General features: G+C 71.9%; 17 protein-coding genes. 4 read left to right on the plus strand and 13 right to left on the minus strand.

Annotation, left to right across the window (positions count from 1 at the left end):
• Position 1: 1 nt before the first annotated feature.
• A complete protein-coding gene (locus tag ABT158_RS07720; protein ID WP_352351984.1) occupies positions 2 to 679 on the minus strand; it encodes a response regulator transcription factor in 678 nt (225 codons plus the stop codon).
• Positions 672 to 2,414, minus strand: a complete 1,743-nt coding sequence (locus tag ABT158_RS07725) for an ATP-binding protein (protein ID WP_352351985.1) — start codon at positions 2,412 to 2,414, stop codon at positions 672 to 674. The genes ABT158_RS07720 and ABT158_RS07725 overlap by 8 nt, the downstream gene beginning before the upstream one ends.
• Positions 2,415 to 2,547: 133 nt before the next feature.
• Between ABT158_RS07725 and ABT158_RS07730 the strand changes: the two genes are divergently transcribed.
• A complete protein-coding gene (locus ABT158_RS07730; RefSeq protein WP_352351986.1) occupies positions 2,548 to 3,900 on the plus strand; it encodes a serine hydrolase in 1,353 nt (450 codons plus the stop codon).
• On the opposite strand, the gene ABT158_RS07735 is transcribed toward ABT158_RS07730, so the two are convergent.
• From ABT158_RS07735 to ABT158_RS07775, 9 genes are read right to left on the minus strand one after another with little or no spacing between them, the layout of a single operon-like run.
• Positions 3,895 to 5,433: an amylo-alpha-1,6-glucosidase gene (locus ABT158_RS07735; RefSeq protein ID WP_352351987.1), complete on the minus strand. Its 1,539-nt coding sequence runs from the start codon at positions 5,431 to 5,433 to the stop codon at positions 3,895 to 3,897. The two genes, ABT158_RS07730 and ABT158_RS07735, sit on opposite strands and share 6 nt — an antisense overlap.
• The gene (locus ABT158_RS07740) at positions 5,434 to 6,255 is read right to left on the minus strand and encodes a carbohydrate ABC transporter permease (protein WP_352351988.1); all 822 of its coding nucleotides are present in this window, start codon (positions 6,253 to 6,255) and stop codon (positions 5,434 to 5,436) included.
• A 10-nt stretch (positions 6,256 to 6,265) separates the two neighbouring features.
• Positions 6,266 to 7,195, minus strand: a complete 930-nt coding sequence (locus tag ABT158_RS07745) for a carbohydrate ABC transporter permease (RefSeq protein ID WP_352351989.1) — start codon at positions 7,193 to 7,195, stop codon at positions 6,266 to 6,268.
• 3 nt (positions 7,196 to 7,198) lie between these two features.
• Positions 7,199 to 8,488 carry an ABC transporter substrate-binding protein gene (locus ABT158_RS07750; RefSeq protein ID WP_352351990.1) on the minus strand — a complete coding sequence of 430 codons (1,290 nt, stop codon included), beginning with the start codon at positions 8,486 to 8,488 and terminating at the stop codon, positions 7,199 to 7,201.
• A 33-nt stretch (positions 8,489 to 8,521) separates the two neighbouring features.
• On the minus strand, positions 8,522 to 9,277 hold the full coding sequence (locus tag ABT158_RS07755) for an SDR family NAD(P)-dependent oxidoreductase (protein WP_352326115.1): 756 nt from the start codon (positions 9,275 to 9,277) through the stop codon (positions 8,522 to 8,524).
• A complete protein-coding gene (locus ABT158_RS07760; protein ID WP_352351991.1) occupies positions 9,274 to 10,464 on the minus strand; it encodes an ATP-NAD kinase family protein in 1,191 nt (396 codons plus the stop codon). The genes ABT158_RS07755 and ABT158_RS07760 overlap by 4 nt, the downstream gene beginning before the upstream one ends.
• A 3-nt stretch (positions 10,465 to 10,467) precedes the next feature.
• Positions 10,468 to 12,024 carry an aminomethyl-transferring glycine dehydrogenase subunit GcvPB gene (gene gcvPB, locus ABT158_RS07765; protein ID WP_352351992.1) on the minus strand — a complete coding sequence of 519 codons (1,557 nt, stop codon included), beginning with the start codon at positions 12,022 to 12,024 and terminating at the stop codon, positions 10,468 to 10,470.
• Entirely contained in the window at positions 12,021 to 13,352 is a 1,332-nt protein-coding gene (gene gcvPA, locus ABT158_RS07770) for an aminomethyl-transferring glycine dehydrogenase subunit GcvPA (protein ID WP_352351993.1), read from the minus strand. The genes gcvPB and gcvPA overlap by 4 nt, the downstream gene beginning before the upstream one ends.
• The gene (locus ABT158_RS07775; RefSeq protein WP_352351994.1) at positions 13,349 to 15,295 is read right to left on the minus strand and encodes a beta-galactosidase; all 1,947 of its coding nucleotides are present in this window, start codon (positions 15,293 to 15,295) and stop codon (positions 13,349 to 13,351) included. Before ABT158_RS07775 ends, gcvPA begins: the two co-directional genes overlap by 4 nt.
• 112 nt (positions 15,296 to 15,407) lie before the next feature.
• Between ABT158_RS07775 and ABT158_RS07780 the strand changes: the two genes are divergently transcribed.
• The 3 genes from ABT158_RS07780 to ABT158_RS07790 all read left to right on the plus strand — a co-directional run bounded on the left by ABT158_RS07780 (position 15,408) and on the right by ABT158_RS07790 (position 17,696).
• A complete protein-coding gene (locus ABT158_RS07780; protein WP_352326109.1) occupies positions 15,408 to 16,046 on the plus strand; it encodes a GntR family transcriptional regulator in 639 nt (212 codons plus the stop codon).
• Positions 16,047 to 16,111: 65 nt separating this feature from the next.
• Positions 16,112 to 17,083 carry a pirin family protein gene (locus ABT158_RS07785; RefSeq protein ID WP_352351995.1) on the plus strand — a complete coding sequence of 324 codons (972 nt, stop codon included), beginning with the start codon at positions 16,112 to 16,114 and terminating at the stop codon, positions 17,081 to 17,083.
• A gap of 64 nt (positions 17,084 to 17,147) precedes the next feature.
• Entirely contained in the window at positions 17,148 to 17,696 is a 549-nt protein-coding gene (locus ABT158_RS07790) for a MarR family winged helix-turn-helix transcriptional regulator (protein WP_352351996.1), read from the plus strand.
• Positions 17,697 to 17,860: 164 nt separating this feature from the next.
• On the opposite strand, the gene ABT158_RS07795 is transcribed toward ABT158_RS07790, so the two are convergent.
• Both ABT158_RS07795 and ABT158_RS07800 read right to left on the minus strand, forming a co-directional pair.
• Positions 17,861 to 18,187 carry a nuclear transport factor 2 family protein gene (locus ABT158_RS07795; RefSeq protein ID WP_352351997.1) on the minus strand — a complete coding sequence of 109 codons (327 nt, stop codon included), beginning with the start codon at positions 18,185 to 18,187 and terminating at the stop codon, positions 17,861 to 17,863.
• Positions 18,188 to 18,222: 35 nt separating this feature from the next.
• Positions 18,223 to 19,293 (minus strand): low temperature requirement protein A, encoded by a 1,071-nt coding sequence (locus ABT158_RS07800; protein WP_352351998.1) that lies wholly within the window; start codon positions 19,291 to 19,293, stop codon positions 18,223 to 18,225.
• Positions 19,294 to 19,354 lie beyond the last annotated feature (61 nt).

Here is a 19,354-nt window from a genome sequence, read left to right on the forward strand (position 1 = left end):
GTCAGCGGTCGGAAGGGCCCAGGTAGGCCAGCACGGCGGCCACCCTCCGGTGCACGTCGCCGCTGTTCTCCAGACCCAGCTTGGTGAAGATGGCGTTCACGTTCTTCTCCACCGACGAGATCGACAGGTGCAGGGCGCGGGCGATGCCGGCGTTGGAGCGGCCGTGGGCCATCTCGCGCAGCACGTCCCGCTCCCTCGGGGTCAGCGACTCCCCCTGCCCGCGCACCTCGCGCCTGGCCAGCAGGCCCTCGACCACCTTGGGGTCGATGACCGAGCCGCCCCCGGCGACCGCCCGGATCGCGCCGAGCAGCTCGTCGAGGTCGCCCACGCGGTCCTTCAGCAGGTAGGCGAACCCGGCCGTCCCGTGCTTGAACAGCTCGAAGGCGAACAGGGCGTCGGAGAACTGCGACAGCACCACCACGCCGGTGCCGGGATGGCCGGCCCTGATGCGGTGGGCCGCGTCGATGCCCTCGAAGCCCGGCCGCCACTCGCCGCCGGGCATGCGGATGTCGGTGACGACGACCTGCGGCTCCAGCCGGCGCACGGCGTCCAGCAGCTCGTCGGCGTCGCCGACCGCGCCGACGACGGTCACCTCGCCGGACAGTTCGAGCAGCTGCCGGGTGCCCTCGCGCACCAGGTAGTGGTCGTCGGCGACGACCGTGCGGACGGGCTCAGGCATCGGCCGGCACCCAGGCGTGCATGCGCGTCCCCTTTCCGGGCTCGCTGTGGAGTTCCATGCCGCCGCCCAGCGCGTCCAGGCGGTCGGCGAGCGTGGCCAGGCCGCGGCGGGCGGCGGTGGCCGGGTCGAAGCCCCTGCCGTCGTCGGCGACGGTGGCCCGTACCCGGCCCGGCGCCAGGGTCAGGCGTACCTCGATCCGGGCGGCGGCGGCGTGCTTGAGCGCGTTGGCGACGGCCTCGCTCACGGTGAAGTACATCGCGCCCTCGACCTCGTCGGCGAACCGGCGGGCCCGCAGCCCGGGGTCGGCGGTGACGGTCGTGGGCACGGGCAGCCCGGAGCAGCGTTCCTCGACGGCCTCCACCAGGCCGCCCTGGCTGAGGGCCGACGGGTGGATGCCGGCGGCCAGCTCGCGCAGGTCGGTGAGCGTCTGGCGGGCCTGCTCGCGCAGGCGGGCCAGCGCGTCGGGGCCGGCGCCGGTGACGCGGGCCAGCTCCAGCCCGGCGATGAGCGCGACGAGCTGCTGCTGCACGCCGTCGTGGATGTTGCGCTCGATCCGCCGCCGCTCGGCCTCCTGGGCGTTGACCAGGCGGACGACCAGCCCGGCGCTCTGGATGGCCAGCCCGGCGGGCACGGCCAGGGCCTCCAGGAGGCGCCGGTCCTCCCGGTCGTACCGGCCGGCGCGGCGGGGGCCGAGCTCGATGCGTCCGAGGCCGCCGCGCACCGGCACGGTCAGCGCCGTCCCGCCCTCCTCCTCGCCCGCGGCCACCCGGGTGCCGTCGGCCAGCGTCACGGCCGCCCACCTGGCCTCCAGCCCGTCGCGGACGGCGGCGGCGAGCCTGCCGAGCTGCTCGACCGGCTCTGGCGTGGCCGCCAGCGCGGTGCCGAGGCCGGACAGCACCTCGTCCACGGTGGGCCGCAGGTCGAAGATCAGGTGCAGGCGGGAGCCCCGCAGGCCGAGCCGGATGTCGAGCAGCCGGTGCCGCACGATCCCCACCAGGACGGCGACCGGCAGCGCCGTCATCACCGCGAGCAGGCCGACCACCGCGGCGCCCCACAACCGCGCGTCCAGCAGGAACAGCAGCAGCACGCCCGCGAGGAGCTGGACGGCGGTGCCGGCGACCATCCAGGCGTACTGTCCGCGCTCGGCCGGCTCGCTGCGCCACCAGCGGACCACCAGCCCGGCGAGGACGACGACGGCCGTCAGGAAGACGAGGAACTGGCCCAGCGCGCCGGCCAGGGCCGCCCAGACCGACCCGGCCGTCAGCTCGCGCGGCAGCTCGCCCGGCCGGGCCGGATCGACGCCGAACAGCCCGTTTCCCACCGTGTGCATGGCGATCGCGACCCCGCCGATCCACGCCACGGGCCGCCAGCGGCGGGACGGCAGACGGCCGTCGGGGAAGAGCAGCGGGACGAAGATCCAGGTCAGGCCGTAGAACGTGGCATAGAGCACGGACAGCCAGACGACGACCGGCCCGCTGTAGTGGAACCTGACGGCCAGGCCGGTGCCCAGCGCGCCGAGCCCGAAGCAGGCGGCCGCGGCCAGGAACAGCCAGCCGTACCGCAGGTCGGGGCGGCGGACGGTGAGCAGCCAGCCCAGCGCGGGCAGCACCAGGCCGAGCACGCCGAAGGCCCACTCCTGCGGCGGCGCGGGCAGCCCGGACCCCAGCAGCGCACCCGCCAGGGCGCCCCCGGCCCCGATGGTCGCCAGCGACCCGGCGAGCAGCCTGGAACTCATGAACCACCATCGTCAAGGGGAACCGAATGGGCGTCTATGAGGTTAACCGCACATTCGGTACGGACACCCTCACCTGCGAGGACGGCGGCGCATATGGTGGGCGCGGGCCCGGCCGCGGCTGTTGGCTGGGCACATGTCTCACTACAGGTTCCCCGCACTGGCCGCCGCCGTCATGGCCGTGGCGGTCACGGCCTGCGCGACGCAGCCCGTGCCCGCCCTGGCCACCGTCACCGGGTCCGTCACCGCCACCGCCACGCCGAGCGCCGCGGTCGAGATCCCCGACACCCCCGTCGGCCGGCAGCTCCGCTGGCTGCTGGAGGCGGTCACCCGGCTGCCCGTCGGCGACGCCGAGCTGGCCGGGCACTTCGCGCCGAGCTTCCTCGACCACATCCCGCCGGCGCAGCTCAACCAGGCGCTGGCCGTGTTCGAGGACATGCGGCTGGACCGGCTGGACCAGGCCCAGGAGCGGACGTTGTCGGCGACCGTCACGGCGGCCGACAAGGCGTTCACCCTCGCGCTCGGGGTGGACGGCACCGGGAAGGTCGACTACATCCAGTTCACCGGCGTCGCGCCGGCCAGCTGGCCGGAGCTGGACCAGCGGCTGCGCCAGGCCGCGCCGCGGGCCGGCTTCCTGGCCGCCGAGCTGACCGGCGACGGCCGCTGCCGCCCGGTCCACGCGGTGGCCGCCGAGAAGACCTTCCCGCTCGGCTCGATGTTCAAGCTGTACGTGCTGGGCGCGGTGGCCGAGCGCATCAGGAGCGGCGCGTTCGGCTGGGACACCGAGCTGACGATCAGGCCCGAGCTGAAGAGCCTGCCGAGCGGCGAGCTGCAGAACCGCCCGGACAACAGCAAGGTGACGGTGCTGGAGGCGGCCCGGCTGATGATCTCCATCAGCGACAACACCGCCACCGACCTGCTGATCCACCAGGCCGGTCGCAAGGCGGTCGAGCGGGTCGTGCGCTCGTGGGGCGGCGACCGGCGCAACGTGCCGTTCCTGACGACCCGGGAGCTGTTCGTGCTCAAGGGCGCCGACTACCCCCGGCACGCCGAGCGGTACCTGTCGCTCGGCACGTCGGCGCGCCGCGGCTACCTGGCCGCGGTCGTGGACAAGGTGCCGCTGTCGAAGGTGCGGCCGTGGGCCGAGCCGCGCGACCTGGACCGGCTGGAGTGGTTCGCCACGCCCGCCCAGGTCTGCCGCGCCTACGGCGGGCTGGCCCGGCTGAAGGACCCCCGCGTCGGCGAGGTGTTGTCGATCACCGACGCGGGGCTGCGGCTGGACAGGAACCAGTGGCCCGTCGTGTGGCACAAGGGCGGCTCGGAGCCGGGCCTGCTGGCCATGAGCTTCCTCGCCCGTACGGCCGCCGGCCGGACGTACGTGGTGTCCACGACGGCCGTGAACCCCGACGCCCCTTTGCAGCAGGGTCCGGTGGCCCAGGAGCTGCTGGTGCTGACGCGGGGGGCGTTCGCGCTGGTCAAGAACTCATAGGGCGGCGTGGGCGAGGTCGACGAACAGGGCCGAGGACCAGCCGAAGCCGGTCGTGGCGCGGCCCGCCCGCCGTCCCGTGAGGGGGTTCCAGTACTCGTACAGGCCGCCGCCGTCGCGCACCATGGCCAGGGTGCGGGCGGCCAGCTCGGCGGCGACGTCCGGGTGGCCCGAGCGGCGCAGGCCGTCGATCAGCAGGTAGTTGACGTTCAGCCAGACCGGGCCGCGCCACATGGCGTCGGGGTCGAAGCGCGGGTCGTCGAAGGCCACCGTGGGGACCGGCCGCTCGCCCCAGAAGGCGGGCGAGGTCAGGTCCTGGACCAGCCGGTCGGCGATCCCGGCCGGGAGGCGGCCGGTGAGCAGCGGCATGAGGTCGAGCGGCGTGCGCACGTCGGCGTCGGCCGCGCCGGCGACCTTGGTGACGAAGCGGCGGCCGTTCCAGCGGCGTTCGACCATGCGGTCCACGAGCGCCTGGGCCCTGGCCCGCCACTCGCCGGCGTCCTTGCCGAGCGCGGCGGCGATGTCGCCCAGGCGGTCGTACTGGAGGGCCAGGTAGGAGTTGAGGTCCGGGGGCTCGGCGCGCGGGCCGCCGTCCCAGATGGGGCTGTCGTCCAGGCCCGAGGAGTACGGGTGCAGGTACTCGGCCAGGCCGTCGCCGTCCGGGTCGGAGTGGGCGAACCACCACTGCTGCGACCTGACCAGCGGCTCGTAGACCTCGGCCAGGAAGCCCGGGTCGGGGTCCACCTCGTGGATCTTCCACACCGCCCAGGCGGTCAGCGGCGGCTTGGTGACGGGCACGACGTGCCGGATCGGCTCGCCGCCGACGTGCTGGGCCAGCCGGGCCAGGTCGGAGCGGGGCAGGTCGGTGGTCTCGGCGAGCACGCCGTGGTCGTGCACCACGTCGGGGATCAGGCCGTCGGGACGCTGGTTGTCGAGCAGGATGCGGATCTGCTCCCTGGCCAGGGCGGGGTCGGCGTGCCGCAGGGCGATGGCGTGGAAGTAGGAGTCCCAGTTCCACAGGCCGACGTAGCCGTACTTGGAGGGGACGAGGGATTCCCTGCCCTGGATGCGCACCAGGTTGACGGCCAGCGTCCACCAGGCCTGCTCGGCGCGTTCGCGCAGCTCGCCGGGGACGGCGGGCATCCGGGCGAACCAGGCGGCCCAGCGTTCGGCGGCCTGCGCCAGCACCTTCGCGCCGTCGGTGACGGTCCGCTCGCCGGCGAGGGTGACGCAGCCGTCCACGGCGGTCTCGCCGCCGTCCCAGACGGCCCTGGCGCCCTCGCCGACCGCGACGAGGGTGTCGGGGTCGGCGAAGGCCAGGGTCAGGTCACCGTCGAACTCCACCCGGTGGGGCAGGGCCCGGCGTACGCGCAGTTCCCGGGAGCCGGCGTAGAACCGCAGGCCGGCGCGGACGGTCGTGTCGTCCAGCCGGGTCTCGTAGAGCGCCTCGGCGACGCGCAGCGAGCCGTCGTCGGCCGCCATGACGAGCAGCCGCGAGCCGCGCTCGGTGAAAGGACGTTCGCGCAGGTCCAGCACTTACTTTCCTCCCAGGCCGGAGGCGGCCATCGAGTTGATGATCTTCCGCTGCCCGATCAGGAACGCGATCAGCGTCGGCACCACGGCGATCGCCGAGGCCGCCAGGATCTGCCCGTAGTCGGTCGCGCCGTGCTGCTGGGCGAACTGGCTGAGCAGCAGCGGGACGGTGGCCAGCTCCGGCGTGTTCAGGAAGATCAGCGGGAACAGGAACGAGTTCCAGGACGCCAGGAACACGATGATGCCGAGCGCGCCGAGACCGGGCCGGATGTTGGGCAGGACGATGCTCCAGAAGCACCGCCACCGGCCCGCGCCGTCGATCCTGGCCGCCTCCTCCAGCTCGATCGGCACCGCCCTGATGAACTGGCGCAGCAGGAACACCGCGAACGGGTTCGCGATCGTCGGGACGATCAGCGACAGGTGCGAGTCGATCCAGCCGAACCTGGCCAGCATCAGGTAGAGCGGCACGATCGTCACCTGTGACGGCACCATCTGCGTGGCCAGGAACAGCACGAACAGCACGCCCGAGCCCCTGAACCTGATCCGGGCGAAGGCGTAGGCGGCCATGGCCGAGGTGAGCAGGGTGAGCACCACGTTGAGGGCGGCGATGTAGAAGCTGTTCCAGTACGCCAGCCCGAACGGCATGGTCGAGAGCGCGTCCGGATAGTTCTGCCAGGTCCAGGGGTCGGGCAGCCAGGCCGTCGGGTCGTTGATCATCTGCCGCACGCCCTTGGCGGAGGTGAGCAACATCCACACGAACGGGAACAGCATCAGCAGCCCGCCGACCGTGAGCGCGGCGTGCAGACCGATCTGCCGTGATCTCATGCGTACCGCCTCACGAGTCGTAGTGGACGAAGCGCTTCTGCGCGGCGAACTGGACCAGCGTCACGAGCAGCGTCAGCACCAGCAGGATCAGGGCGGCCGCGCTGCTCGGCCCGAACTCGAACTTCTTGAAGCCGAGATCGAAGATGTGGTACACGATCGTGCGCGCGCCCTCGTTGTCCTTCGGGTCCACCAGCACGTAGATCTGGTCGAACGCCTGGAACGAGCTGATCACCGCGACCACGGTGGAGAAGAAGATCGTGGGCGACAGCAGCGGCAGCGTGACCGACCGGAAGATCCGGAACGAGCTCGCGCCGTCGATCCGGGCGGCCTCGACGACCTGTGGCGGGATGGTCTGCAGCCCGGCCATGAAGATCACCACGTTGAGGCCGAGCGAGGACCAGATCGTCACCACGGCGATCGCCACGACGACCCAGCCGGGGTCGAGCAGCCAGTCGGGTCCGCTGACGCCGAACCAGCGCTGGAGCGAGGTGTTCAGCACGCCGTTCTCGTCGCCGGCCAGGATGACCTGCCACATCAGGGCGACGGCCACCGAGCTGGTGACGACCGGCATGAAGTACACGACCCGGTAGACGTTGCTGCCCTTGATGCTGTTCAGGGCGACCGCGATCAGCACCGCCAGGGCGAGTCCGAAGGGCACGGTCAGCAGCGCCAGCTTGACCGTGTTCCACACCGCGCGGCCGAACAGCGGATCGGTGAGCTGGGCGGCGAAGTTGGACAGCCCGGCCCACGACTTCTCGCCGAGCCCGTCCCAGTTCATGAAGGCCAGCACCACGGCGAACCCGAGCGGGATCACCAGGAACACCACCAGCGCGCCGACCTGCGGCGCGAGGAAGATCGCGGCCCACCAGCCGTCGCGGTCGCGCAGCTTCTTGGCGGGCCGCGCGGCGGTCTTGCCGCGCGGCCCGGCGAGCACGGCCATCCGCTAGCCCAGCTTGCCGTCGACGAGGGTCTGCAGCTCGGTCATGCCCTGCTCGAAGCCGACCTTGCCCTGCCAGACCTTCATCAGGTGCTCGTTGATCGAGGCGGTCAGGCCGGGCACCGAGACCTCTTCGCCGTAGTTCGCGAAGCCGGTGTCCCGCACGTCGAGGAACGTCTGGGCGTGCGCGGGGTAGTTGCCGGCCAGCACGACCTGCTCGGCGCCCTTGATCGAGGGCACCGCGCCGCCGTCCTTGAGCCGCATGAGCTGGCCCTCCTTGCTGACGAACTCCGTCAGGAAGGTGAAGGCCTCCTTGGGCTGCTTGGTGCCCTTGTTGAGCGACAGGTAGGAGGCCGCCACGGCGCCGGGCATCGGCTCGCCGGTCTCGGACGGGAACGGGACGATGTCGTAGGAGTCCAGGTCGCCGCCCTTCTTGATGGTGTCGATCACCCAGCGGCCGCCGGCGTAGAAGCCGACCTTGTGCTTCATGAACTGGGTGCCCGCGGTGTTGCTGGCGGGCAGCAGGTCCGCGCTCAGGAACGTCTTGTCCTGGTAGCCCTTGGCCAGGGTCTCCAGCGCCTTGCGGGACTTGGGGTCGGTGGTGGCGACGAACTTGCCGCCGTCCCAGACCTTGCCGCCGAAGCCGCTGACCACCGAGTACGTGGATCCGTACCAGTTCCAGAAGATGGACCCGCCCATGCCCGCGGCCTTGAGCTTGGCGTTCATGTCCAGGTACTTGGCCATGGTCCACTGCTTGGACGCGTTGAGGGCGGCCGGGTCCTCGGTGATGCCGGCGGCCTTCAGTGCCTTCTTGTCGTACCAGAGGACCTCGGGGTTGGTGTCGTTCGGGACGCCGTAGATCTTGCCGTCCTTCTTGGCGCCGCCGTACACGCCCTCGAAGAAGTCCTCGGGCTTGCTCTTGGAGTCCGGGCCCGCGAGCTGGTCGTTGAGCGGCGAGACGACACCGGCGGAGACGAACTTGCCGATGTTGTCGTCGCCCACGAAGAACACGTCGGGAGCCGTGCCGCTGGTGAGCTGGGCGAGCAGTTTGGGGTGGTAGTCCTCGTACTTGGCGACGGACTCCAGCTTGAGCTTGATGTTGGGGTGACGCTGCTCGAAGTCCTTGGTGAAGGACTCGTAGAGCTTGACGTCCTCCGCCGATCCCCACGTGGACCAGCGGATGGTGACCTGCCCTGCGGCGGCGTTCCCGCTCACGCCTGGAACGTTCCCTCCACCGCCGCTGCAGGCGGTGGCGGCGGTGGCGAGCAGACCCAGTACGGCCAGCGCACGCTTCATGATGGGCTCCTTCGGGGGGTGGTGCTGTTGGGGCTACGCGAGCCCGCCGCCGTCGACGACGAGAGCGGAACCGGTGACGTAACTGGCGGCGTCGCTCGCCAGGAAGAGGACGGCCTGGGCGATCTCCTCGGGGCTGCCCGAGCGGCCCATCGGCCGGTCGGCGGCGTCGGCCTCGAAGGCGGCCCAGTCCTCGTTGAGCTGACGGGCCTCGTCCCGCAGCATCGGGGTGTTCGTGTCGCCGGGGTTGACGGAGTTCACCCGGATCCCGGCCTTGGCGTGGTCGATCGCCAGCGCCCTGGTCATGTTGACGACGGCCGCCTTGGAGGCGCAGTAGGAGATCGCGTTCCCGCCGCCCTTGAGGCCCCAGCCCGAGCCCGTGTTGACGATCGAGCCGCCCTCGGTCATGAGCGGGATGGCGTGCTTGCACATCAGGAACACCGAGCGCACGTTGACCGCCATCACCCGGTCCCACTCGTCGGCGTCGAGGTCGAGCGCGGTGGTGCGGCGGATGATGCCCGCGTTGTTGAACAGGACGTGCAGGCCGCCGTAGGTGTCCACGGCCGTGCGGGTGATGCGCCGGCAGTCCTCCTCCGCGGACACGTCCCCCTGGACGGCCACCGCGGCCGCCCCCGTCCGCGTGATCTCCTTGGCCGTCGCCTCGGCCCCGGCGCCGTCGATGTCGGCGACGACGACCTGGGCGCCCGCCTCGGCGAAGAGCAACGCCGTCGCCCGGCCGATGCCGGAGGCACCGCCGGTGACGATCGCGACCTTGCCATCGAGCCTGTTCATCCGTAGAACTCCTCACTTGCCGCACAAATGCGATAAATCGTGCTTTCGCGGTATCCGGTGATCACCCGTACGTGCCCGGCCAGCTTCCGGTCCAGTTCCTGGTCCCCGCTGTCGGCCAGCAGCGGCCGTCCGCCGAGCCCGGCCAGCTTCTGCTGGGTGGCCAGCACGAGCAGCCGGTCGCCGGACCCGTCAGCGAGCACCTCGTCGAGCACCCGCGGCGAGACCTGCTGGTTGCCGCGGCCGAGCACGAAGCCCTGGCCGCCGATCACCGACAGCACGATGACCGTCTCCCGGCCGCGTACCAGCTCGAACAGCTCCCCCTCGGTCACGTCGGCGGCCACCAGGTCGGCGCCACCACCCGCGCGGGCCTCGACCACGTCCACGCCGAGCAGCGTGGTGGCGAGCCCGAGCTCCCTGCCCACGGCCGCCGTGGTGGCGCCGGGACCGAGCACGTAGCGCGCCCCCGGCCGCAGCCGGGCCGCGACCTCCCGGGCGATGCTCTCGACCGTGGCCGGAGCCGCGTCCGAGGAGCCCGCCTTGCGTCCCGACAGGGCCGCGCGGCCTGCCGGGACGCGCAGGCTACCGTAGAGCCGGGGGCTGACGAGCCCGCGGCGGTAGCGCTCCTCGTCCAGGTCCACCACCTCGGCCTCGGCGCTCTCCGGCCGGGCCAGGAAGTCGGCGGCCACGAACCCCGCGGTGGCCGGGCTGAGCGCGAAGCATCCCGAGTACACCTTGACCCCGGCCGGGATCCCGAGCACGGGCGGCGCCTGGCCGCCCAGCTCCCGCACGGCGTCGAGCACGTCGCGCGCCGTGCCGTCGCCGCCGGCGAACAGCAGCAGGTCCACGCCGGCGAGCGCGGCGACGGCCGCCCGGGTGTCGGCGGCCGTGCTCACGTCGGCGGTCGTGTCCTGGACGCCGGAGGGCGCCAGCTCGTACGGGACCGCGGCGGCGCGGGCGCTGTCCTCGCCCATCGCCCCCGCCACGGTCACCAGCCGGGCCCCGGGACGGCGGGCGAGCAGCGTGGCGACGGCCTGCGCGGCCCGCCGCCCGGCCTTGGGCTCGGCGCCCTTGGCCAGGGCCGCGCGCTGCACGTCGGCGCCGTCGCTGCCCTTGAGCCCCACGGACCCGCCCAGCCCGGCGACCGGGTTGACGACCAGCCCGATCACGCCGTTCCCTCCGGACGTCATGGCTCAGCCGCCCGCGGCCAGGTGCTTGCGCACGTACGCCCGCCAGGTCGGCGCCCACTGCTTGGGGTCGTCGAGCGGCGTCGGGTCGATCTTGTGGATCGTCTGGTTGTACGGCGCGCCCTTGACGAACTCCGGATCCCGCCGCGCCTCCGAGGCGACGTGCTCCAGGATCGCCGCGTACTCGTCCAGGTCCTCCCGCGAGTACGACTCCGTCGGCTCCAGCGTGAACGGCTCCGGCACCAGGTACGGGTGGTGGCTGGTCCAGTAGTGGACGCCGAAGTCGGCGGCGCGCACGCCGATCTCCTCCGAGTGCACCCCCGTCTCCTCCGACAGCTCCTGCCAGGAGTAGCGGACCTGCTCGATCCGGCGCTGGTTCCACGGCGCCGAGGCCCCGGGGATCTGCAGCACCTTGTGCATCAGGTAGTTGTTGTTCAGCGCCGATGTCTCGGCCACCTCGCGCAGCCCCTTCGCGCCCAGGGTCATGATCCAGGCGTAGGCGCGCACGATGTTCGGGGTGACGCCGAGGAACGGCCGGATCTTGCCGACGCTCTGCGCGGGCGTCTCCAGGCCGTAGGAGTCGCCGTCGAAGGAGACGACCGGGCCGGGCAGGAACGGCTCCAGCTCCGGCGAGACGCCGCAGGCGCCGGCCGCCGGGCCGCCGCAGGCGTGCGGCGTGGAGAACGTCTTGTGCAGGTTGAAGTGGCACAGGTCGAACCCGGCGTCGCGGGCCCTGGTGATGCCGAGGATGCCGTTGGCGTTGGCCTGGTCGTAGCAGGCCAGGCCGCCGGCCTCGTGCACCAGGTCCACGAACTCCTTGATCCGGGAGTTGTAGATGCCGGTGTCCTCGGGATTGGTGATCATCAGGGCGGCCGTGCGCGGGCCGACGGCGGCGCGCAGCGCCTCGATGTCGGGCAGGCCGTTGGCGTCCGGCATGAGGGTGATGACCTCGTACCCGGCGACCTTGGCGCAGGCCGCGTTCGAGGGGTGCGAGAACATCGTGGTGATGACCTGGTCCCGGTGGCCCTCGCCGCGGGCGGCGTGGTAGGCCCTGATCATGGCGATGTTGGCGTAGATGGCCGCCGAGCCCGAGCCGGGCTGGAGGGACACCCGCGACATGCCGGAGATCTCGGCCAGCATGCGCTCCAGCCGCCAGTAGATCTCCAGCACGCCCTGCACGGTGTTCTCGTGCTGCAGCGGGTGCAGCTCGGCGATCGCGTTGGCGAACTGGTCGTTGACCTTCGGGCTGTACTTCATCGTGCAGGTGCCCTGGCCGATGTCGATGTTGAGGTCGACGCCCAGGTTCTCCTGCGACAGCCGCAGGTAGTGCCGCACCACGTGCGGCTGCGCCATCTCGGGCAGCTTCGGCGGGGTGGCCCGGCCGACGCCCTCGGGCAGCTCGACCTTCGGCGCGCCCGGCTCGGGCACGGCGATGCCGCGGCGGCCCGGGCTGGACAGCTCGAAGATGATCGGCTCGTCCCAGCGTGCCTGGTGGAAGCGGCGCAGCGGCGGCTTGGGCGCCACCGGCAGTTCCGCGAAGGACTCGGCTCCGTGCCCGCTCATGCCTGCACAACCTCCTGTACGGCTGCCGCGAGCCGGTCGATGTCGTCGATGGTGTGGCGTTCGGTCACGCAGACCAGCACCGTGCGCTCGTCCAGCGGGACGCCGCCGTAGATGCCGCGCTCGCGCAGCGCGGCGAGCAGCGACGCGGAGTCGGCCACCTCGATCGCGAACTCGCGGAAGTGCACCGAGCCCGCGTGCCGGACGGTGACCGACCGGCCCAGGGCGTCCATCGCGTACCGGGTGCGGGCCAGGACGGTCTCGCCGAGCTCCTTCATGCCCTGCGGGCCCATGAGCGCGAGGTAGACCCCGGCCGTGATGCCCCACAGGGCCGCGGCGGTGCCCACCCATTCCTTGCCCTCTTCGCGCAGGGCGAAGGAGGTGCGGTCGTAGAAGACGTCGCCGAAGCCGTACTCGCCGGGGACCTTCGTCGGGGCGATGCCGAACAGGCGCGAGGGGAACTCGGCGACCAGCGGCTCGTGGTCCTGGGTGGCGATGTAGCCGGCGTGGCCGCCGCCGTAGTTCTGGTGGATGCCGAGCGACTGGATGTCGCCGCAGACGATGTCGGCGCCGTAGGAGGCGGGCGGGGCCAGCACGCCCAGGGAGATGGGGTCGGCGCTGACGACCAGCAGCGCGCCGGCGGCGTGCGCGTGGTCGGCCAGCTCCCGGCCACGGGTCTCGACGACGCCGTAGACGTTCGGGGTCTCCAGGTACAGGGCGGCGTAGGAGTCGTCCAGCGCGACCTCGCCGATCTGCCCGTCCTCGGCCACCGGGGCCAGCTCGATGGTGATGTCGGGGGCCAGGTAGTCACGCAGCTTGCTCAGCTTGTCGGCGCCGATCGCCCCGGTGACCAGCACCTTCGACCGCTTGGTGTAGCGGCAGGCCATGCGCAGCGCGGTGCCGGAGGCCTGGAAGCCGTCGTAGGTGGGGACGTTGACGACGTCCATCTCCAGCAGCTCGCCCATCATGCTGACGTACTCGAACAGGGCCTGGAAGCGGCCGTGGTCCTCGTACGGCTCGCCCGCGTACGCGGTCAGGAACTCGCTCCTGGAGTTGACCTCGTCGCAGACGGCGGGCACGTGGTGCGGGTAGCAGCCGTGGCCGAGGAAGCTGAGCGCCTCCTCGGTGTCGGTGGTCCGGGCGAACAGCCCCTTCATGTGGCGCACCAGGTCGCGCTCGGCGGTGAACGGCGCCGGCAGGTCGAGGGGCCGGTCGAGCCGCAGCTCCGCGGGGATGTCGGCGTAGAACTCATCGACGCTCGACGCGCCGACCGCCGCGAGCATCTCGGCGCGTACGCCCGGCTCGGCGTTGGGTATGTACGGGTGCGTCACTTCTCTCCTTCGATCCTGAGCACGACGGCGTCGCGCGGGGCCAGCTCGATGCCGCCCCGCAGTTCGGCCCCGGTGAGCAGGTCCGTCCCGGGGTGCGGGAGCGTGACCGGCTGCGAGGCGGTGGTGTGGTTGAGCAGGAACAGGTGGCCGCCCCTCCTGACGGCCTCCACGCCCTGCGGCACGTCGATGCGGTCGATGCCGGCCAGCAGCGGCTCCAGCACCGGCGTCACGTCGTCGAGCAGGCAGCCGACGTAGGTGGCGGTGCCCTTGCGGGTGACGGCGGGCAGGCCGTCCAGGTCGCCGCCCTCGAACAGGGCGACGGGCTCGGCGCCCGCCAGCCTGATCCACTCGGCCCAGGTGCGGGCGTCGCCGAGGCCGGTCCGCTGGACGTCCCCGTCGGCGAGCGGCCAGAACTCCTCCACGGCGATGCCGAGCAGGCCGGCCAGCGGGCCGGGCGCGCCGCCGTCGTGCACCTGGTCGCTCTCGTCCACGACGCCGCTGAACGGGCCCACGACGAGCCGGCCCTGGTACGCCTCCAGCGCCTTGGCCTGCTCGGCGGTGCACATGTACAGGTTCGGGGCGATGACCAGCTCGTACGGCGACAGGTCCCGGCCGGGCGGCACGAGGTCGACCGCGATGCCCCTGGCGTGCAGCGGGGCGTACCAGGCGAGCAGCAGCTCCTTGAGCCTGAGCCGGTTGGACGGCATGGACTCGGGCGCCTCCAGGGCCCACCAGCTCGGCCAGTCGAGCACCAGCGCGACCTGGGCGCGGGTGTCACTGCCCGCGACCTCCGACAACCGCCGCAGGTCGGCGCCGAGCGCCAGGGTGTCCCGCCAGCCGCGGGTACGCGTCCCGCCGTGCGGCAGCATCGCCGAGTGGAACTTCTCGGGGCCGTACTTGGCCTGCCGCCACTGGAAGAACATCACGCCGTCGGAGCCGTGGGCGAGCGCCTGGAGGCTGTGCAGGCGCATCATGCCGGGCGGCTTGGGGACGTTCACCTCGCGCCAGGACACCGCCGACGGCGCGGACTCCAGCAGCAGCCAGGGCCCCTGCCGCAGCGAGCGCATGAGGTCATAGCTGAGCGCCACCTGCACGTGCGAGGTCGGGTCGGCCGGGTCGGGGTAGGCGTCGTCGCTCACCAGGTCCTCGGCCGCGGCCCACTTCCAGTAGTCGAGGCCGTGCAGGATGCTCATGAAGTTCGTGGTGACCGGGACGTCCGGCGTGATCGCGCGCAGCGCCGCCTTCTCGGCCAGGAACAGCTCCAGGAGGGCGTCGCTGCAGAAGCGCCGCCAGTCGAGCAGCTGGGCGGGGTTGACCGGGCCCGGGGCCGTTCTGGGCGGCTCGACCTGACCGAAGGACGTGTAGTGCTGGCCCCAGCAGGAGGTGCCCCAGGCGGCGTTGAGGCCGCCGACGGTCGCGTACCGCTCTTCCAGCCAGCGGCGGAAGTGGGCGGCGGACTCGGGGCAGAAGCACTCCAGTGTGTGGTCGGCGTACTCGTTGCCGATGTGCCACATGGCCAGCGCCGGGTGGTCGCCGTAGCGCTCGGCCATCGCGGTGGCCATCCGTACGGCGTGCTCGCGGTAGACCGGCGAGCTCGGGCAGTAGCCCTGCCGGGAGCCGAACTCCAGCCGCACGCCGTCGGCGTTGACCGGCAGCATCTCGGGGTGCTCGCGCACCAGCCACGGCGGCGGCGTCGCGGTCGCGGTGGCCAGGTCGGCGGCGATGCCGTGCTCGTGCAGCAGGTCGATGACCCGGTCGAGCCACCCGAAGTCGTAGACCCCGCGCTCGGGCTCCAGGCGCGACCAGGAGAACACCGCGACGGTCGCCATGTTGACCCCGGCCTCGGCCATGAGCCGCGCGTCCTCGGCCCACACCTCCTCCGGCCACTGCTCGGGGTTGTAGTCCCCGCCGAACAGCAGCCCCGGTATCCGGGTCAGCCCCACTCGAACTCCTCGATCATGCAATGTAATATTTTGTATGCCGAATTCATAGTGCAGTATTTTGCATCACGTCAAGGGTTAAGATTCGGTTGTCCTGAACGAGAGGGAGTCCCCCATGCCGATCGAGCGGCGACCGTTGCGTGAGCAGATCAGGGAAGAGCTGCTGAGCCGGCTCGACCGGGGCGACTTCGCCGCCGGCACCGACATCAACGAGGCCTCCCTCGCCGCCGACCTGGGCGTCAGCCGCACCCCCCTGCGCGAGGCGCTGATCACGCTGGCGGGCGAGGGCGTGCTGGAGAGCAACCAGGGGCGCGGTTTCCGGTTCGCCCCGGTGAGCCGGCGCGAGTTCCGCGAGCTGTGCGAGATCGTGGCCGCCCTGGAGTCGCTGGCCCTCGACTGCTCCGACCCGGCCCACCTGCGCTCGATCGCCCCCGACCTGCTCAAGCTGGCCCAGGACTTCCCCGACAACGTGGCCGAGCAGCAGGTCATCGAGCGCCACGACGACGAGTGGCACGACCTGCTGCTGAGCGGCTGCCGCAACGAGCGCCTGCTCGACCTCATCACCAGCGTCAAGGCCGGCATGCGCCGCTACGCGCACCTGATCGCCGGTGACGACGCGCCCCTGGAGCGCGAGGCCGCCGAGCACCGCCGCATCGCCGAGTTCCTGCTGGCCGACGAGCCGGCCAAGGCCGTCCAGGCGCTGCGCGACAACTGGATCAACGGCATGGAACGGATGATGTCCCGCATCCCGTGATCCGGCGGAATAGTTGAAATCTCAACTTGGTTGCATGGGGCAGATCCCGCTGGAAGGAGCGCGACATGCCCGCCGTAACCGTTGAGAACCCGCTCACCCTCCCCCGCGTGCCCGCGCCCGTGGCGGGGGTCCCCGAGCGGAAGGTGCTCGCCGTCGAGACCGCGCCCAGCGGGTTCGAGGGCGAGGGCTTCCCCGTGCGCCGCGCCCTGGCGGCGATCAAGCTCGAATACCTCGACCCGTTCGTGATGATGGACCAGATGGGCGAGATCGACTACGCCGCCGGCGAGCCCAAGGGCACGCCCTGGCACCCGCACCGCGGCTTCGAGACCGTCACGTACATGATCGACGGCGTCATGGAGCACCTCGACTCCAACGGCGGCGGCGGCACGATCAGCAACGGCGACACCCAGTGGATGACGGCCGCCTCCGGCATCCTGCACAAGGAGGCGCCGCCGGAGTGGCTCGTGCAGAAGGGCGGGCTGTTCCACGGCATCCAGCTCTGGGTCAACCTGCCGGGCGCCAAGAAGATGATCGCGCCGAAGTACCAGGACATCGGGCGGTCCAGCGTCGCGCTGCTGAGCAGCCACGACGGCGGCGCGCTGGTCCGGCTGATCGCCGGCGAGCTGGCCGGGAGCACCGGTCCGGGCAGCACGCAGACGCCGATCACGCTGCTGCACGCCACCATCACCCCGGGCGCGCGGCTGACCCTGCCCTGGCGCAGGGACTACAACGCCCTGGTGTACGCCCTCTCCGGCCGCGGCACGGTCGGCGCCGAGCGGCGTCCGCTGAACAGCGGGCAGCTCGCGGTCTTCGACGGCTTCGGCAACCGGCCGGGCCTGACCACCCTGGGCGAGACCATCACGATCGAGGCCAAGGACACGCTCGACGTGATCGTGCTGGGCGGCGAGCCGATCGGTGAGCCGGTGGCCCACCACGGACCGTTCGTCATGAACACCCGCGCCGAGCTGGTCCAGGCGTTCGAGGACTTCCAGGCGGGCCGCCTCGGCACGATCCCGGCCGAGCACGCCCACTCCTGACCGTCCTGCCGTGCAGGCCCGTGCGTTCCGCACGGGCCTTCGCTTTTTCTGGTAGACATTCATTGTGAAGGGCGTACATAAATTTGACCAGGAGCCGGACGGCTCCCTCTTCGACCCGCGTGCCAGGGCGGCCATGAGCGAGTTCGCCGGCGGCGGCGACACCGCGGCCCTTGAGGCGGCCGCCGCCGTGCGGACGGCGTACCAGGCGGTCGAGCGCATGCGCGCGCACGGCAGCGAGGGCCGCGGGCTCAGCTCGGGCGCGATGGACGTCCTGCTGCGCCTCGGCGCGGCGGGCGCCGGCGACGGCATCAGCATCGGCGACCTGGCCCAGGCCGCCGGGGTCAGCTCGCGCAACGTGACCGGCCTGGTGGACACCCTGGAGCGCGACGGCCTGGCACGGCGGGTCCAGGACAGCCGCGACCGGCGCTCGGTGCTGGCCGTGATCACCGACGAGGGCCGGGCGTGGATCGAGGCGTTCCGCACGCCGTCGCAGATGGCGATGCGGGCGATGTTCCAGGGCTTCTCGGCCGCCGACCTGACCGCGCTGCGGCACCTGTGCCTGCGGCTGGCCGACAACCAGCAGCGGCTCGCGGCACACCTGGAGGGGCGATGACGGGCACCCGCGAGGCGGTCAGGGCCTACCACGAGGCCAGGCTCCGCGGCGACGTGCCGGCACGCAGCGCACGGCCGAGCACTTCAAGCTCGGCCCGGACGGGCGGATCCGGACCATCATGTTGATCTTCGACGCCGCGCCCTGGCCGCCGATGGCTGCGGCGATCAGGTGAGCGGCAGGGCGGCGGCGGTCTGGCGCCAGATCCTGCCGTCCCTGACGAGCAGCGTCCCGAACGTCGTGACCCGGTTCCCGCCCACGGTCATGACCGCGTTGTAGAAGATCACGTCGTCCTCGACGCGCAGCGACGTGATCTCCTCCACCCGCGGCCCGGCCGCCAGGTAGGCGGCGAACAGCTCGCGGATCTCCGCGGCGCCCCTGGCCGCCCGGTCGAACCGGACGACCACCGCCTCGTCGTGGTACTGGGCGAGCAGCGCCGCCAGGTCGCCGTCGGCGATGGCGGCGAGCTGGCGGTCGAACACTTCCCGGGTCATTTGCTGGGTCGATTCCTGGGTCGTCGGTTCCTGGGTCACGGTGTGCCTTCCGGGGAGGGGCGCAGCAGGTCGTAGCCCACCTGCGCGGCGCCGTACAACAGCAGGAGCGGGAGCGCCGCCGCGACGGGCAGCGCGGAGGAGGCGAGGGCGAGCACGGCGGCGGCCAGCCGGGCGGCCCCCGCCCGGCGGTCGGCCGAGCACAGGTGCTGAAGGCCGAGCACGGCGAAGACCACGGCGGCCGGCACCCCGACGGCCCAGCTCGCCCCCGACGGGTGCATGATCGCGTGCTCGATCCCGATGCCGAACGCCACCAGGCCCATCGACAGCGGCAGGTGCGAGTACACCCACACCTGCCCGGCCAGCTTGGTGCGCAGCACGACGGACTCGTCGACGTGGTCGAAGTACAGCCACCAGAAGGCCATCGCGATGGCCACCCCGGCCAGCGCGACCAGCAGCACGGACAGCGTGACCTCGTGCCCCTTGAGCCCGGTGACCACGGCGGCGACCACCTCGCCGAGCACGATCACGACGAACAGCCCGAACCGCTCCGGCAGATGCTCGCTCTGCGGCGGGAGCCGGCTCTGGTGGCCGCGGCTGAGCAGCGGGGTGGCCAGGTCGATCACCAGCGCCACGGCCCACAAGGCGTACCGCTGCGGCGGATCGACGGCGAGGGAGGCCAGCCAGATGACCGCGGCGACGCCGAACCCGGCCGCGTACCGCACGGTCAGCGGCCTGGCCTCCGGGACGTGCCGGCCGGCTCGGAGATAGGCGACGATCAGCAGGATCCGGGCCGCGGCGTAGGAGATCGCGAACAGGGCCGAACGTTGCTCGATGTCGCTGACGCTGGCCGCCATCGTGGCCACGGCCAGGATCTGCGGCAGCGCGAGCAGGCGGTGGCTGACGTCGTCGGTGTCGAACCGGTTGGCGTAGAAGACGTAACCCGCCCACGACCACCAGACCGGCACGAACAGGCCGACGAAGGTGAGGACGCGACCGGCGTCGGCCCCGCCGGCGAGCACGTCGGCCAGCTCGGCGACCGCGACGACGAAGACGAGGTCGTAGAGTAGCTCCAGCCAGGTGGCCCGGCGGTGCACCTGCTCGAACAACCGTAAACGGGGCGGCTGCCACTGGCGGCTAGTCAACGCGGGACCTCCACAATATGTAATT

Source organism: Nonomuraea sp. NPDC001636, from assembly GCF_040298265.1.
Taxonomy (GTDB): domain Bacteria; phylum Actinomycetota; class Actinomycetes; order Streptosporangiales; family Streptosporangiaceae; genus Nonomuraea.

Coding starts and splice junctions, on each gene's coding strand:
- ABT158_RS07720 (WP_352351984.1), bottom strand. CDS start 679: ATGCCTGAGCCCGTCCGCACGGTCGTCGCCGACGACCACTACCTGGTG.
- ABT158_RS07760 (WP_352351991.1), bottom strand. CDS start 10,464: ATGACGTCCGGAGGGAACGGCGTGATCGGGCTGGTCGTCAACCCGGTC.
- ABT158_RS07795 (WP_352351997.1), bottom strand. CDS start 18,187: ATGACCCGGGAAGTGTTCGACCGCCAGCTCGCCGCCATCGCCGACGGC.
- ABT158_RS07725 (WP_352351985.1), bottom strand. CDS start 2,414: ATGAGTTCCAGGCTGCTCGCCGGGTCGCTGGCGACCATCGGGGCCGGG.
- ABT158_RS07730 (WP_352351986.1), top strand. CDS start 2,548: ATGTCTCACTACAGGTTCCCCGCACTGGCCGCCGCCGTCATGGCCGTG.
- ABT158_RS07780 (WP_352326109.1), top strand. CDS start 15,408: ATGCCGATCGAGCGGCGACCGTTGCGTGAGCAGATCAGGGAAGAGCTG.
- ABT158_RS07750 (WP_352351990.1), bottom strand. CDS start 8,488: ATGAAGCGTGCGCTGGCCGTACTGGGTCTGCTCGCCACCGCCGCCACC.
- ABT158_RS07785 (WP_352351995.1), top strand. CDS start 16,112: ATGCCCGCCGTAACCGTTGAGAACCCGCTCACCCTCCCCCGCGTGCCC.
- ABT158_RS07740 (WP_352351988.1), bottom strand. CDS start 6,255: ATGAGATCACGGCAGATCGGTCTGCACGCCGCGCTCACGGTCGGCGGG.
- gcvPB (WP_352351992.1), bottom strand. CDS start 12,024: ATGAGCGGGCACGGAGCCGAGTCCTTCGCGGAACTGCCGGTGGCGCCC.
- ABT158_RS07745 (WP_352351989.1), bottom strand. CDS start 7,195: ATGGCCGTGCTCGCCGGGCCGCGCGGCAAGACCGCCGCGCGGCCCGCC.
- ABT158_RS07755 (WP_352326115.1), bottom strand. CDS start 9,277: ATGAACAGGCTCGATGGCAAGGTCGCGATCGTCACCGGCGGTGCCTCC.